The sequence below is a fragment of the Mesorhizobium sp. B2-1-1 genome (assembly GCF_006442975.2).
In the GTDB taxonomy this organism is placed as follows: Bacteria; Pseudomonadota; Alphaproteobacteria; order Rhizobiales; family Rhizobiaceae; genus Mesorhizobium.
In genome coordinates, this window is the sequence record NZ_CP083954.1 from 2,953,839 (window position 1) to 2,967,579 (window position 13,741).

At 63.7% G+C, this 13,741-nt stretch carries 13 protein-coding genes and 1 other RNA gene; 13 read left to right on the forward strand and 1 reads right to left on the reverse strand.

The genetic code is table 11. The annotated features are described in order from the left end of the window. Positions 1 to 22: 22 nt before the first annotated feature. From FJ972_RS14480 to FJ972_RS14495, 4 genes are all read left to right on the forward strand, one after another. On the forward strand, positions 23 to 739 hold the full coding sequence (locus FJ972_RS14480; RefSeq protein ID WP_140516614.1) for a lytic transglycosylase domain-containing protein: 717 nt from the start codon (positions 23 to 25) through the stop codon (positions 737 to 739). Positions 740 to 804: 65 nt separating this feature from the next. Further along, positions 805 to 1,214, forward strand: an RNA gene (rnpB, locus tag FJ972_RS14485) — RNase P RNA component class A. A 172-nt stretch (positions 1,215 to 1,386) separates the two neighbouring features. Beyond that, positions 1,387 to 1,662 carry a type II toxin-antitoxin system ParD family antitoxin gene (locus FJ972_RS14490; RefSeq protein WP_140495192.1) on the forward strand — a complete coding sequence of 92 codons (276 nt, stop codon included), beginning with the start codon at positions 1,387 to 1,389 and terminating at the stop codon, positions 1,660 to 1,662. Further along, positions 1,659 to 1,961, forward strand: coding sequence for a type II toxin-antitoxin system RelE/ParE family toxin (locus FJ972_RS14495; RefSeq protein WP_140521217.1), 303 nt, complete (start codon positions 1,659 to 1,661; stop codon positions 1,959 to 1,961). Before FJ972_RS14490 ends, FJ972_RS14495 begins: the two co-directional genes overlap by 4 nt. An 8-nt stretch (positions 1,962 to 1,969) precedes the next feature. Here the strand turns inward: FJ972_RS14495 and FJ972_RS14500 are convergent, their stop codons facing one another. Continuing rightward, on the reverse strand, positions 1,970 to 3,085 hold the full coding sequence (locus FJ972_RS14500) for a cystathionine gamma-lyase (protein ID WP_140516714.1): 1,116 nt from the start codon (positions 3,083 to 3,085) through the stop codon (positions 1,970 to 1,972). Positions 3,086 to 3,493: 408 nt separating this feature from the next. On the opposite strand from FJ972_RS14500, the gene mraZ reads away from it, so the two are divergent. Genes mraZ through ftsW form a run of 9 tightly spaced genes read left to right on the forward strand, consistent with a single transcriptional unit; the run spans position 3,494 to position 13,741 of the window. Then, the gene (mraZ, locus tag FJ972_RS14505; RefSeq protein WP_140495198.1) at positions 3,494 to 3,952 is read left to right on the forward strand and encodes a division/cell wall cluster transcriptional repressor MraZ; all 459 of its coding nucleotides are present in this window, start codon (positions 3,494 to 3,496) and stop codon (positions 3,950 to 3,952) included. Beyond that, positions 3,949 to 4,980, forward strand: coding sequence for a 16S rRNA (cytosine(1402)-N(4))-methyltransferase RsmH (rsmH, locus tag FJ972_RS14510; RefSeq protein ID WP_140521216.1), 1,032 nt, complete (start codon positions 3,949 to 3,951; stop codon positions 4,978 to 4,980). The genes mraZ and rsmH overlap by 4 nt, the downstream gene beginning before the upstream one ends. A 4-nt stretch (positions 4,981 to 4,984) precedes the next feature. Further along, positions 4,985 to 5,380, forward strand: a complete 396-nt coding sequence (locus FJ972_RS14515; protein WP_140495202.1) for a hypothetical protein — start codon at positions 4,985 to 4,987, stop codon at positions 5,378 to 5,380. Next, on the forward strand, positions 5,377 to 7,086 hold the full coding sequence (locus FJ972_RS14520) for a peptidoglycan D,D-transpeptidase FtsI family protein (RefSeq protein ID WP_140495205.1): 1,710 nt from the start codon (positions 5,377 to 5,379) through the stop codon (positions 7,084 to 7,086). The genes FJ972_RS14515 and FJ972_RS14520 overlap by 4 nt, the downstream gene beginning before the upstream one ends. Positions 7,087 to 7,140: 54 nt before the next feature. Next, the gene (locus FJ972_RS14525; protein ID WP_140521215.1) at positions 7,141 to 8,595 is read left to right on the forward strand and encodes a UDP-N-acetylmuramoyl-L-alanyl-D-glutamate--2,6-diaminopimelate ligase; all 1,455 of its coding nucleotides are present in this window, start codon (positions 7,141 to 7,143) and stop codon (positions 8,593 to 8,595) included. After that, the gene (locus FJ972_RS14530) at positions 8,592 to 10,073 is read left to right on the forward strand and encodes a UDP-N-acetylmuramoylalanyl-D-glutamyl-2,6-diaminopimelate--D-alanyl-D-alanine ligase (protein ID WP_140521214.1); all 1,482 of its coding nucleotides are present in this window, start codon (positions 8,592 to 8,594) and stop codon (positions 10,071 to 10,073) included. The genes FJ972_RS14525 and FJ972_RS14530 overlap by 4 nt, the downstream gene beginning before the upstream one ends. Positions 10,074 to 10,097: 24 nt before the next feature. Next, positions 10,098 to 11,180, forward strand: a complete 1,083-nt coding sequence (mraY, locus tag FJ972_RS14535; protein ID WP_140495211.1) for a phospho-N-acetylmuramoyl-pentapeptide-transferase — start codon at positions 10,098 to 10,100, stop codon at positions 11,178 to 11,180. Between the two features lie 9 nt (positions 11,181 to 11,189). Then, positions 11,190 to 12,590: a UDP-N-acetylmuramoyl-L-alanine--D-glutamate ligase gene (murD, locus tag FJ972_RS14540; protein ID WP_140521213.1), complete on the forward strand. Its 1,401-nt coding sequence runs from the start codon at positions 11,190 to 11,192 to the stop codon at positions 12,588 to 12,590. After that, on the forward strand, positions 12,590 to 13,741 hold the full coding sequence (gene ftsW, locus FJ972_RS14545; RefSeq protein WP_140516599.1) for a putative lipid II flippase FtsW: 1,152 nt from the start codon (positions 12,590 to 12,592) through the stop codon (positions 13,739 to 13,741). Before murD ends, ftsW begins: the two co-directional genes overlap by 1 nt.

A 13,741-nucleotide genomic window follows, 5' to 3' on the forward strand; every position in this document is an offset into this window, starting at 1 on the left:
CGTTCAGACAGAACAGGATCACATGCAGAAATTGACCGTTGTAACGGCAGCTCTTGCTGCCGGCGTAATGACTTTTGCCTTCGGGGCGGCGAGCGCCGCGCCGCTGAGCCCACGGGCCGATCAGGGGCTCGTCGCAGCGACCGCCAAGGGCAAGGCCATTTCGGCCAAAAGCAGCAAGGACGTGAAGGCGGCGAAGCGGTCTTCCGCGAAAGTGGAGAAGGCGAGCTGGACCAAGGCCAAGAAGCCGAGCACGAGACAGAAGACCAGACGAGGCCGCAAGGCCGTCGACAAAACGACGACGGCATCGATCGGGATCAAGGACGCAGCAGCCTCGACGGCAGCGGTGGCCAGTGGCGATCAGTATTCGGCCATCGTGGCGCGCTATGCCGCGAGCTATGGCGTGCCGGCGTCGCTCGCTCATGCTGTTATCAAGATCGAGAGCAACTATCGGCCGAACCTCGTCGGCGGCGCCGGCGAAATCGGCTTGATGCAGATCAAGCCGGCGACGGCGCGGATGATGGGCTATAGCGGCTCGGCCAATGGGCTTTTCAATCCGGACACCAACATCAAATACGGCATGAAGTATCTTGCCATGGCGCGGGATCTCGGCGGCGGCACGACGTGCGGCACGATCCTGAAATACAATGCCGGCCACGGCGCCACCCGAATGAACCCGGTTTCGGCCGCCTATTGCAGCAAGGTCAAGGTGCAACTGGCGGCTGTCGGATCGCCGGCGTGACAAGAACCGGTCGTAACCGGCTTTTTTGGTTGCGTTTTGTGGCGTGAACCCCTTTATACGCCTGGCCAGCTGGCCGGGCGGCCGCACCAGCAAAAGCCGAAAGGCCGCGGGTGAGGAAAGTCCGGGCTCCATGGAGACACGGTGCCGGCTAATGGCCGGCGGGGGCGACCCCAGGGAAAGTGCCACAGAAAGCAAACCGCCACGACTTGGCTTTGCCGGGTCGGGGCAAGGGTGAAAGGGTGGAGTAAGAGCCCACCGCGCGACTGGCAACAGGAGCGGCACGGTAAACCCCACCGGGAGCAAGACCGAATAGGGGCGGTGCGAGGGGAAACCCTCGAGGGCTGTTTCCGGCTCACCGTCCGGGTAGGTTGCGTGAGGCGCATGGCAATATGCGCCCAAGATGAATGGCCGCCACGTTCTCGCGCCGCAAGGGGCGAGGGCCATACAGAACCCGGCTTATAGGCCAGCTGGCAGTTTTTCGTCGCGATATCGAAAAGATGAGTTTGCGATCAACAGGTTGCGCCCTCGGGCGCGCCTGTTGATTCAAGCTGGCAGGCCGTTCGCCAGCCAAGTGATATCCCCCGTTGCTTGAAGCTGGTACGATTAAATCGTACCATAGGCAACCAATAGCATTTGGGAATCTTATCATGGGACAGGTCGACAAACGCAGCATCACCCTCTCGCCGGAACTGGCGGCGGCGGTCGACGATGTGGTCGCCGCTGGTGAATATGCTTCGGCTAGCGAGGTGATCCGCGATGCGCTCCGGCAATGGAAGGATCGGCGCGACCTCTTCGGCTATACGGTCGAGGAGTTGCGGAGGTTAGTTCAGGAAGGGATCGACAGCGGACCGGGACGATTTGAATCGATGGACGAAATCAAGGCCGAGGCGCGGAGACGCCTGCGATCTGACGACGCAGGATGAATTTGCTCCCCATCGTCCGGAACGCGCGCGCCGAAGACGATCTGATCATGATCTGGCTGCATATTGCGAGCGACAGCGAGGCCGCAGCCGACCGGCTGCTCGACCGCATCGAGGCGCGGTGGCAGCAACTGGCTACCTATCCTTTCTCAGGCGCGCCACGAGACGATATCGCACCGGGTGTTCGCCATCTGGTCGTCGGCAATTATCTCACTCTGTATCGAGTTAGGGACGATGTGATCGAAATCCTTCGCGTGCTGCACGGCCATCGCAATGTCGAAGCCAATGACCTCGGTTCGTAATCGTCGGGTCAGTCGCCGATCCTGTCCAGCGACGCCTCGATCGCCGCCCAAAGCTCTTCAACTGGTTCGCAGCCGACTGAGAGGCGGACGAAGCCGGCTGGAACCGCATCGCCTCGTTTCGAACGCCGCTCAGCGGAGGTGTGGACGCCGCCGAAGGATGTCGCGGCCTGCATCAATTCGCAGTTGTTGATGAAATCCTCGGCCTTCTGCTCCGAAGCGAGTTCGAAGGAAACAAGGAAGCCGAAGCGTTCCATCTGGGCACGGGCAAGATTGTGCGAAGGATCGCCTTCCAGGCCGGGATAGCGCAGGCCCGTGATCGCCGGGTGACCTTGCAGGCGCCGCGCGATCACTTCCGCCGAGGAGCACATGCGGTCGAAGCGCACATCGAGCGTTTCGAGGCCACGATGCACAAGCCACGCTTCGAACGGCCCTGGAATGCCGCCGGACGTTTCGCGCCAATCCGTCACCGCGGCGATGATGTCGGCGTTGCGGCTCGCGACGTGGCCGAACAGCACGTCGGAGTGGCCGTTGGGCGCCTTAGTGTCCGCGGCGATGACAATATCCGCGCCATGGTCGAGCGGGCGCTGGCCGAAAGGCGTCATGGTCGTATTATCAACGACAAGCAGTGCGCCCGCTTTGTGTGCGGCCGCGGCCACCGCCGCGATATCGCATATGTCCAGCCCCGGATTAGCGGGCGTCTCTACGAAAGCGAGACGATAGCCTTCGAAACCGCCATCGAGGAAGGTCGAGGTTGGCCTCACATCGTAGGCGATGCCGAGTGGTTTCAAGAAGCGTTCGGCCAGTGCCCTTGTCGTGTGATAGCCATCCGAAGGCAGAAGAATGCGGTCGCCGGTCTTGAGGACAGCGAAAAATGCCGCCGAAATCGCCGCCATTCCGGAAGGAAAGGCGACGCAGGGCGCGTCTTCCAGATGCGCCAGCATATGCTCTACCGCATCCCAGGTCGGATTGCTGAAACGGCCATACTGGTTGAAACCGGTGGCGTCGCCAGGCGCGTGAAAGATGGCAGCCATGGTGAGTGGCAGGGGGATGGAATCGCCGACGGCAAGTGCGTTGCGACGGAGGTGGGCAAGAGCCGCGGCGCGCGACCGTGCTGTTTCAGACATCGACATTCCAACCCTCTTGGTGACCCTGGACGTGTGGTGAGACGCTATGCCCGGCAACAGCTCGCGACAAGGCGCGTCCGGTTGGGCCAAGCGGCTCTAAACGCTTCGTTAGGCTTAATGATCCATAAAGACGAGACGTGTTTTCAAAGCCGCTTCCATCGGTCGCGACTGCATGTTGTGAAGCCTGTTCCCGTTGACGCCCATAACACCCCATGATATCCCATATCGATACCAAAGCCTTCGTTCCGCGTCAGAGTGAAGCGTACGCCAATCGGGCAGCCGCGGCGGCTGCGCGTTTGCCGGTTTTCGCCCCTGTCACGGAGGCGGGTTCAGGGCAGGGAACGCGTAGCGGTGGCGCGTGCAACACGACGAAGAGGGGTGCGGCGGCGCAAGCGGCCGTGACGTGTGATGGACCGGTTTCTGTCGAACACGGTGAGCAGGATCGATGCGAAGGGGCGGGTGTCCGTTCCTGCGCATTTTCGCGCCGTCGTTCAGAAACGCGGCTATTCGGATCTCTACGCGCTGCGTTGCCTGGATCTGCCGGCCATGGATGTCGGCGGGCCCGACCTGCTCGACCGCTACGAGCAGCGCATCGCGCTCGAGGATCCGTTCCAGCAGACGGCGGACGACATGTCGTTCTTCTGCCATGGCGACGGAACATTCCTGAAGCTGGACCAGGATGGTCGCATCACGATCAGCGACTTCATCCGCGAACATGCCGGCCTTTCGGCGGAAGTAGCCTTTGTCGGGCGCGGCAATTTCTTTCAGATCTGGGAGCCGGGACGGCTTGCGGCCTACGGAGCGCAGGCGCGGGCCCGGCTTTTGCAGCTTCGGCAGGGGACGAAGCCTGGGGAGCGACCGGAATGACGGTGGGCCACGGCGATGATATCAACGCCGTTGGCGGACCGGCCCGCCACATTCCGGTCCTCCTTGCCGAAGTGTTGCAGGCGCTCTCGCCAGCGGAAGGGGACGTCGTCGTCGACGGCACGTTCGGCGCCGGCGGCTACACCAAGGCCATCTTGGCGGCCGGCGCGTCCGTGGTTGCCATTGATCGCGATCCGGATGCCATAGCGGCTGGTCGCAATCTCGAAGCTCAATCAGGCGGCCGCCTGCGATTGGTGCAGGCGCCATTCTCGATGCTGGACCAGCATGTCGAAAGTGCCGACGGCGTCGTGCTCGACATCGGCGTTTCCTCGATGCAGCTCGACCAGGCGGAGCGCGGGTTTTCGTTCCGCGTCGATGGGCCTCTCGACATGCGCATGGCGCAGGCGGGCCTCAGCGCCGCAGATGTCGTCAACAACTTCAAGCCGGGCGATCTTGCCCGCATCTTCGGCTTCCTCGGGGAGGAGCGCCACGCCGGGCGCATCGCGCGCATGATCGAAGCGCGTCGCGAAAAGCGTCCGTTCGAGCGCACGCTGGAGCTTGCCGACGCCATCGAGACGCATATCGGCCGGGCGCCGAAGGACAAGATCCATCCCGCCACCCGCGTCTTTCAGGCGCTGCGCATCTTCGTCAATGACGAGCTCGGTGAGTTGGCCAAGGCGCTGTTCGCCGCCGAGCGGGCGCTGAAGCCGGGCGGACGACTTGCCGTGGTGACATTCCATTCGCTGGAGGACCGCATCGTCAAGCGCTTCATTGCCGATCGCTCCGACGCCGCGAGCGGCTCGCGCCACATGCCGGAGGCACGGGCACGCAGTGCCACCTTCAGCAAGTCCGGCGGCGGCGTGACGCCGGGTGATGCCGAGACTGCGGCCAACCCGCGCGCCCGCTCGGCAAGGCTGCGCGCCGCCATCCGCACCGATGCGCCGGCGCGTGCCGTCGATTTTTCGATTTTCGGCCTTCCAAAACTTCCCGGCCCAAAACTTCCCGGCATCGAGCGGCCGGGGGAGAGGTAAGCACGTGTTTCGTTCCAGCGACATCGTCCTCATCGCCGTCATGGTCTCGGCGGCGGCCCTGACCTACAAAACCAAGCGCGAGGCCGAGGACCAATTGGCTGCAGTGCAGAAAATCCATGCTGAGATACGCTACGAGGAGGACACGATCGACCTGCTCAAGGCCGACTGGAGCCTGCTCACCCAGCCATCGCGGCTACAGAAGCTCGCCGAGCTCTACAAGTCGCAGCTTGAACTGGAGCCGGTCAGCGCGCACCAGATCGTCGGCCTCGGCGACCTGCCAGCCAAAACCCTCGACATCCAGGACATCCTGAACGGGCGCCAAGGCGGCATGGCAGACAATTCCGGCAACACACCCTCGGACGGCAAGGATCCCATCGTGACCGGAGGCATCGCCCAATGATCGGCAAACTGCTGAAACGTCGCCCCAGGGCCAGCGAAGACGGTTCAATCGTGGTCGATGGCGCCCGCAAGGCGACCGGAGGCAAGGGCAAGGCGCGCATCGTCATGACGATGGCGGTGTTCTTCGGTATCTTCTCGATCATTTCCGGGCGGCTTGTCTATCTCGGCTTCCAGACCCCCGACATGTCGGGCGGCCCGCAGAGCCGGGTGACGGCCTCGCGACCCGACATTGTCGACCGCAACGGCGAGGTGCTGGCGACGGACATCAAGACGGCATCGCTGTTTGCAGAGCCGCGCCGCATCGTCGACGCCGACGAGGCGATCGAAAAGCTGTCGACGGTGCTGCCGGAGATCGATTACGAGCAGACCTACCATAAGCTGAAGAGCGGCGCCGGCTTCGTCTGGCTGCAGCGGCAGCTGACGCCCAAGCAGCAGGCCGACATCATGCAGCTCGGCATTCCCGGTTTCGGCTTCCGCACCGAGAAGCGCCGTTTCTACCCCAGTGGTGAAACCTCGTCCTACATTGTCGGCCTGACCAATATCGACAATCAAGGCATCTCCGGCATGGAGAAATATATCGACGAGCAGGGCCTGAGCGATCTGCAGGCGTCGGGCCTGGCGGTGGCGAAGGATCTCAAGCCGGTGAAGCTCTCGATCGATCTGCGCGTCCAGCATGTGGTGCGCGACGAGATTGCCGCCGGCCTGGAGCGCTATCGCGCCATGGGCGCGGGCGCCGTCGTGCTCAACGTCAAGACCGGCGAAGTGGTGGCCATGGCCTCGGTGCCGGATTTTGATCCGAACAATCCCTACAATGCACAAGACAAGGACCGGCTGAACCGGATGTCGGCGGGGCTCTATGAGATGGGCTCGACCTTCAAGAGCTTCACATCGGCCATGGCGCTCGATTCCGGCAAGGCGACGATGGCGAGCCGCTTCGACGCTTCGCATCCAATCCGGGTCGGCCATCAGGCCATTCACGATTTCCACGGCAAGAACCGCGTGCTGTCGTTGCCGGAGGTGTTCCTCTATTCATCCAACATCGGATCGGCCAGGGAGGCCGAACTGGTCGGCATCGAGGCGCACCGCGAATTCCTGCATCGTCTTGGCATCTTGGACAAGATGCAGACCGAACTGCCGGAAGTTGCCCGTCCGACTGAGCCGAAGGTCTGGAAACAGGTCAACTCGTTCACCATCGCCTTCGGTCATGGCGTGTCGACGACGCCGTTGCAGGCGGCTGTCGGCTGCGCGGCGCTGATCAATGGCGGATATCTGATGGAGCCGACATTCCTGGTCCGCAGCCAGCAGGACGCGATGGCGGCGGCCAAGAAAGTGGTAGCCGACAAAACGGTCGAGGGCATGCGTTATCTCTACATGCTCAACGCCGAGAAGGGCTCGGCCAGAAATGCCAGGGTCCCCGGCTACCGCGTTGGCGGCAAGACCGGAACAGCCGAGAAGGTCATCAATGGCCGCTACTCGAAGGAGTTGAATTTCAATACGTTCGTCGCCGCATTCCCGATGGACGATCCGCAATATCTCGTGTTTACGATTGCCGATGCTCCGCACCCGGAAAAGCCGGGCATGACGGACGTCGCGGCCGCGAATGCCGGGGTCATGGCCGGCAATATCATCAGGCGTTCCGCGGCCATGCTTGGCGTGAAGCCAGATTTCAGCCATGAAAATGGTGCAACGCTGGTTTCCTATCAATGATTCTTAGGGCGCGCCGGCAACTGCGCGCTATTTTGTTGCGGTGAACGGAACTCGATGAAGCTCAAAAATCTAACCGGTATCCTGCCAGTCGAAGGAACAGCTTCCGCCGATCTGGAGGTTACCGGCATCTCTTCGGATTCCCGCCAGGTAAAACCCGGCGTCGTCTTTTTCGCGCTCGCTGGAAGCAAGGCGGATGGCGCCGCCTATGCCGCGGACGCCGCCGCACGAGGGGCTGCCGCCATCGTCGCGGGCAAGGACAGCGCCCTTGGGGGACTGCCGGTTCCAGTGTTGGCCGTCGATGACCCGCGCCTGGCGCTGGCCCTGAGCGCGGCCCGTTATTTCGGCAAACAGCCGCAGACGATGGTGGCCGTCACCGGCACCAGCGGCAAGACCTCGGTCGCCGCTTTCGTCAGGCAGATCTGGGAGCAGGCCGGCTTTGCCGCGGCCTCGATCGGCACCACCGGCGTGGTGGCGCCGGGCCGCAACGATTATGGCTCGCTGACGACGCCAGATCCCGTCGCCTTGCATCAGCTGTTGCTTGAACTGGCGGACGCCGGCGTCACCCATGCCTCCATGGAGGCCTCCAGCCATGGTCTCGACCAGCGCCGTCTCGACGGCGTCAGGCTGGCCGCCGGCGGCTTCACCAATCTCGGCCGCGACCACATGGACTACCATCCGACGGTCGAGGACTATCACCGGGCCAAGCTGCGTCTGTTTGATGCGCTGCTGCCGAAGGGCGCGCCGGCCGTGATCTTCGCCGACGATCCGTGGTCGGCGCCAACCATCCAGGCGGCGAAGGCCGCAAGGCTCGGCGTGCTGACGGTCGGCCGCCACGGCGATTTCCTGACGCTGAAGCGGGTCGAGCATGAGCGCCACCGCCAACGTGCCGAGGTCGAGGCCGACGGGATGCTCTACGAGATCGACCTGCCGCTGGCCGGCGATTTCCAGATAGCCAACGCGCTGGTTTCGGCCGGGCTTGCCATCTCCACGGGAACGCCAGTCGCCAAGGCCTTGAAGGCATTGGAGAAACTCAAGGGCGCACCCGGCCGGCTCGACCTTGTCGGGACGACTGCAAACGGCGCGCCGGTCTATGTCGATTATGCGCATAAGCCGGACGCGCTGGAAAACGTGCTTGCCTCGGTGCGCCCGTTCACTACCGGCCGGGTCATCGTCGTGTTCGGCTGCGGCGGCGACCGCGATCGCGGCAAGCGGACGATCATGGGCGAGATCGCGACGCGGCTCGCCGACGTCGTCATCGTCACCGACGACAATCCGCGCTCGGAAGTGCCGGAGACGATCCGGGCCGCGATCCTTGCCGCCGCTCCCGGCGCGATCGAGATCGGTGACCGGCGCGCGGCGATCCACGAGGCCGTTGCCATGTTGCATGCCGGGGACACGCTGATCGTGGCCGGCAAGGGTCATGAGGAAGGCCAGACGATCGGCACCGAGACCCTGCATTTCTCCGACCACGAAGAAGTCCGTGCCGCGCTGCTGGAGCGTGCCGCATGAATTTGCTGTGGACATCCGAGACGCTGGTCGCCGCCATGGACGGACGACCGATCGGACCGATGCCGGACGGCGTATCGGGCATTTCGATCGACAGCCGCAGCCTTCAGCCGGGCGACGCCTTCTTCGCCATCAAGGGCGAGGCGATGGACGGCCATGATTTCGCGACCGCCGCCATCAAGGCCGGAGCCGGGGTGCTGGTCGTGGCCGAAGGCAAGCTGCCGTCGCTTGGCCGGCTGACGGCGCCGATGATCGTCGTCGAGGACGTGCTGGTGGCGCTGGAAAAGCTCGGTGTCGCATCGCGGGACCGTTCCCAGGCCAAGATCATCGCGGTGACCGGTTCGGCGGGCAAGACGACCACCAAGGAAGCGCTGCGCCACGTGCTGTCGGCGGTCGGCAAGGTGCATGCCTCGGCGCAGTCGTTCAACAACCATTGGGGCGTGCCGCTCACCTTGGCGCGCATGCCGGCCGATTGCGACTATGCCGTGTTCGAGATCGGCATGAACCATCCCGACGAGATCAGGCCGCTGGTCAAGATGGTAAGGCCGCATGTCGCCATCGTCACCATGATCGCGGCGGCGCATCTCGGCTTCTTCCGCAATCTGGACGAGATCGCCAAGGCGAAGGCCGAAATTTTCGAAGGGCTGGAACCTGGCGGCGCGGCGATCCTCAACCGCGACGACGCGCGTTTCAAGCTTCTCGACAAGATGGCGCACGCCGCCGGCGTCGAGCATGTCTATGGGTTCGGCGAGCACGCGCGCTCAACCTTCAGACTGGTCAAATGCGAGGTCCATGCCGATCATTCCGACATTGCCGCCAGGATCGGCGGTCACGAGGTGACGGCTCGCATCGGCGCGCCCGGCCGCCACATGGTGCAGAACATTCTGGCGGTCCTCGGCGCGGCCCGTCTGGTCGGCGCCGATCTCGACAAGGTTGCCCCGGCGCTGGCCGATCTCTCGGCCGAGCGCGGCCGCGGCAAACGCTATGTGCTGCGTCATCCCGGAGGCTCGACTTCGAGCCATCCCGGCGGCCCGACTTCAAGCCACCCCGGTGGACCGATCACGCTGATCGACGAAAGCTACAACGCCAACCCCGCCTCGATGGCGGCCGCCATGGCGCTGCTCAACGCGACGCCGGTGACGGGCGAAGGCCGCCGCATCGCCGTGCTGGGCGATATGCTGGAGCTAGGCGAGTATTCGGCCAAGCTGCATGCTGCACTTGCCGGTCTCATCGTCGGCACCGGCACGCAGACCGTCTTTCTCGGCGGGCCGGAGATGCGGGCGCTGGCGGAAGCGCTGCCGGGCGAGATCAGGACGGAATACCGCGCCGGCGCCGAAGAATTGAAGCCGGTGCTGCTTGCCGCGCTGAGGCCAGGCGACGTGGTGATGATCAAATCGTCGAAGGGCATCGGCTTTGCAAAGCTGGTCGATGCGTTGCTGGGCAAGTTCCCGGCTGAAACGACAATCGGCAAACAGACCTAGGGTCAAGTCGGGGACGAAAAGCGCATGTTCACACTGCTCGTCGATTTCGCGGACAAGATCTCGGTCTTCAATGTCTTCCGCTACATCACCTTCCGTACCGGCGGGGCGCTGATCACCTCGGCGCTGATCGTCTTCATCTTCGGGCCGACCATCATCAATTCGCTCAGGTTGCGCCAGGGCAAGGGCCAACCGATCCGCGCCGACGGGCCACAGACCCATTTCAAGAAGGCCGGCACGCCGACCATGGGCGGACTGATGATCCTGTCCGGCATCATCGGCTCATCGTTGCTGTGGGCGAACCTGTCGAGCATCTATGTCTGGGTGGTGCTGTTGGTGACGCTGGGCTTCGGCTCGATAGGTTTCTACGACGACTATCTGAAGGTGACGAAGCAGTCGCATCTCGGCTTTTCCGGCAAGGCGCGGCTGGCGCTCGAATTCGTCATCGCCGGCATCGCCGCCTGGGCGATCATGCATAATGGCCAGGCGCCGTTCTCCTCGTCGCTGACATTCCCCTTCGCCAAGGAATTCCTGATCAATCTCGGCTGGTTCTTCGTTCCGTTCTCCTGCTTCGTCATCGTGGGAGCGGGCAATGCGGTGAATCTCACCGACGGTCTGGATGGCCTGGCGATCGTGCCGATCATGATCGCGGCGGCGTCCTTCGGCGTCATTGCCTATCTCTCCGGCAATGCCGTATTCGCCGAGTATTTGCAGATCCATTTCGTGCCCGGCACCGGCGAACTGGCTGTTGTGCTAGGCGCGGTCATCGGCGCCGGCCTCGGCTTTCTCTGGTTCAACGCGCCGCCGGCGGCGATCTTCATGGGCGACACCGGCTCGCTGGCCATGGGCGGGCTGATCGGCACCGTTGCGGTCGCCACCAAGCACGAGATCGTGCTGGTCATCGTCGGCGGGCTGTTCGTGGTCGAGATCCTGTCCGTCATCATCCAGGTCGGCTACTTCAAGATGACCGGCAAGCGTGTGTTCCTAATGGCGCCGATCCATCACCACTTCGAAAAGCTCGGCTGGACCGAAAGCCAGGTGGTGATCCGCTTCTGGATCATCGCCGTCATCCTGGCGCTGGTCGGCCTTTCCACCCTCAAGCTCAGATAGGCGCGCCCCGTGATTCCCGCCGCATCCTTCGCAGGCAAGCGTGTTTCGCTCTTCGGGCTCGGCGGCTCGGGGATCGCGACCGCGCACGCGCTGATCGAGGGCGGGGCTGAGGTTCTGGCCTGGGACGACAATCCCAACAGTGTCGCCAAGGCGGCAGCCGCCGGGATTGCAACCGGCGACCTGCACACAGCCGACTGGGCCACGTTCTCCGCTTTCGTGCTGTCGCCCGGCGTGCCGCTGACGCATCCCAAACCGCACTGGACGGTGGAACTGGCGCGCGGTTCGGGTGTCGAGATCATCGGCGACGTCGAGCTTTTCTGCCGCGAGCGGACGCTCGGCGCGCCAGCCGCCCCCTTCATCGCCATCACCGGCACCAACGGCAAGTCGACGACCACGGCGCTGACGGCGCATATATTGAAGGCTTCCGGCCGCGATACGCAGATGGGCGGCAATATCGGCCGCGCCGTGATGACACTCGATCCGCCGCAACCCGACCGGCACTATGTCGTCGAATGCTCGTCCTACCAGATCGACCTCGCACCATCGATCAATCCGACGGCCGGCATCCTGCTCAATTTGACGCCGGATCACCTCGACCGTCACGGCACCATGCAGCATTACGCTTCGATCAAGGAGCGGCTGGTTGCCGGCAGCGGGACCGCGATCGTCGGCATCGACGATTCCTGGTGTGCGCAGATTGCCGAACGGCTGGAGCGGGCGGGGCGGCACGTCATCCGCATTTCGAAGCGGCTGCCGCTGACCGACGGCTATTTCGCCGATGGCACCAATTTGATGGAAGCGGTGCATGGCCGCTACAGCCGGGTCGCCTTCCTCGAAGGCATCGGCTCGCTGCGCGGGCAGCACAATGCGCAAAACGCGCTTGCCGCGGTGGCCGCCTGCCTCAAGGTCGGGCTCGACCTCGGCGAGATCCAGTCCGGACTGGAAAGCTTTCCGGGCCTGGCGCATCGCATGGAGCAGGTCGGCCGCAAGGACCACGTGCTGTTCGTCAACGATTCCAAGGCGACCAACGCCGATGCGGCGGCACCCGCGCTGTCGAGCTTTTCACGCATCTACTGGATCGCCGGCGGCCTGCCCAAGGAAGGCGGCATCGAGCCGCTGCGCGGCTTCTTCCCGCGTATCGCCAAGGCCTATCTGATCGGCGAGGCAGCGCCGGCCTTTTCGGCGACCCTGGGCGAGGCGGTGCCGTATGAGATATCGGGCACGCTTGCAGCCGCGGTCGAGCATGCCGCGCATGATGCGGCCAAGGACGATGGCGGCGAGGCGGTGGTGCTGTTGTCGCCGGCCTGCGCCAGTTTCGACCAGTTCAAGAATTTCGAGGTCCGCGGCGAAGCCTTCAGGCAAGCTGCGAATGCTATCGAGGGCGTCAAACCCATCGGAGGGGCACGATAATGCAGAGCCGTCTCGACAAAAGCCCGGTTGCGACCTGGTGGTGGACCATCGATCGCTGGTTCCTGGCGGCGTTCCTGTCGCTGATGGGGCTGGGCATAGTTTTGTCCTTCGCCGCAAGTCCCGCGGTCGCCGAACGCATCGGCCTCGACAGTTTCCATTTCGCGACCAGGCAGATCATCTTCACCGTGCCGGCGCTCGGCGTGATGCTGGCGGTGTCCTTCCTCGATTCCAGAGAAATCCGGCGCATGGCGCTGATCATGCTGTGCCTGATGCTGGTGCTGATGGTGGCGGTGCTCTACATCGGCGTCGAGGTGAAAGGCGCGCGGCGCTGGGTGTCGCTTGCCGGCCTGTCGATCCAGCCCTCGGAGTTTTTGAAACCCGCCTTTGTCATCATGTGCGCCTGGCTGTTCGCCGAACACAAGCGCCAGCCCGACATTCCGGGCAATCTCTTCGCCATGTTGCTCTTGGTACTGGTCGTATCGCTGCTGGTGGCGCAGCCGGACCTCGGCCAGACCATGCTGACGACCGGCACCTGGGGCATCATGTTCTTCATGGCGGGGCTGCCATGGCTGTGGATCGTCGTGCTCGGAGCGGCCGGCGTCGGCGGCGTCTTTGCCGCCTATACGGTATTTCCGCACGTCGCCCTGCGTATCGACAAGTTCCTCACTGGCGAAGGCGACACGTTCCAGGTCGATATGGGCCGCGACGCATTGATCAATGGCGGCTGGTTCGGCGTCGGGCCGGGCGAGGGCACCGTCAAGCGGGTCATCCCCGACAGCCATGCCGATTTCGTCTTTTCGGTCGCGGGCGAGGAATTCGGATTGATCATGTGTTTCTTCATCATGTCCATCTTCGCCTTCATCGTGCTGCGCGGCCTCAACACGGCGCTGAAGGAGCATGACGATTTCACCCGCTATGCGGTCGGCGGCCTCGTCACCGTGTTCGGCCTGCAGGCAGTCATCAACATGTGCGTCAACCTGCAGCTGGTGCCGGCCAAGGGCATGACGCTGCCGTTCATCTCCTATGGCGGCTCTTCGCAGATTGCCATCGCCATCTCGATGGGAATGGTGCTGGCGCTGACGCGCAAGCGACCGGAAAAGCGCAAGCAGGTGGGCTTTGCCTTGCCACAGCGCGCCATGCCGGCGGAGTGA

Excerpts from the sequence above, each read along its gene's own strand:
- FJ972_RS14480 (WP_140516614.1), top strand. The coding sequence starts at position 23 with ATGCAGAAATTGACCGTTGTAACGGCAGCTCTTGCTGCCGGCGTAATG.
- FJ972_RS14490 (WP_140495192.1), top strand. The coding sequence starts at position 1,387 with ATGGGACAGGTCGACAAACGCAGCATCACCCTCTCGCCGGAACTGGCG.
- FJ972_RS14495 (WP_140521217.1), top strand. The coding sequence starts at position 1,659 with ATGAATTTGCTCCCCATCGTCCGGAACGCGCGCGCCGAAGACGATCTG.
- FJ972_RS14500 (WP_140516714.1), bottom strand. The coding sequence starts at position 3,085 with ATGTCTGAAACAGCACGGTCGCGCGCCGCGGCTCTTGCCCACCTCCGT.
- mraZ (WP_140495198.1), top strand. The coding sequence starts at position 3,494 with ATGGACCGGTTTCTGTCGAACACGGTGAGCAGGATCGATGCGAAGGGG.
- rsmH (WP_140521216.1), top strand. The coding sequence starts at position 3,949 with ATGACGGTGGGCCACGGCGATGATATCAACGCCGTTGGCGGACCGGCC.
- FJ972_RS14520 (WP_140495205.1), top strand. The coding sequence starts at position 5,377 with ATGATCGGCAAACTGCTGAAACGTCGCCCCAGGGCCAGCGAAGACGGT.
- FJ972_RS14525 (WP_140521215.1), top strand. The coding sequence starts at position 7,141 with ATGAAGCTCAAAAATCTAACCGGTATCCTGCCAGTCGAAGGAACAGCT.
- FJ972_RS14530 (WP_140521214.1), top strand. The coding sequence starts at position 8,592 with ATGAATTTGCTGTGGACATCCGAGACGCTGGTCGCCGCCATGGACGGA.
- mraY (WP_140495211.1), top strand. The coding sequence starts at position 10,098 with ATGTTCACACTGCTCGTCGATTTCGCGGACAAGATCTCGGTCTTCAAT.
- ftsW (WP_140516599.1), top strand. The coding sequence starts at position 12,590 with ATGCAGAGCCGTCTCGACAAAAGCCCGGTTGCGACCTGGTGGTGGACC.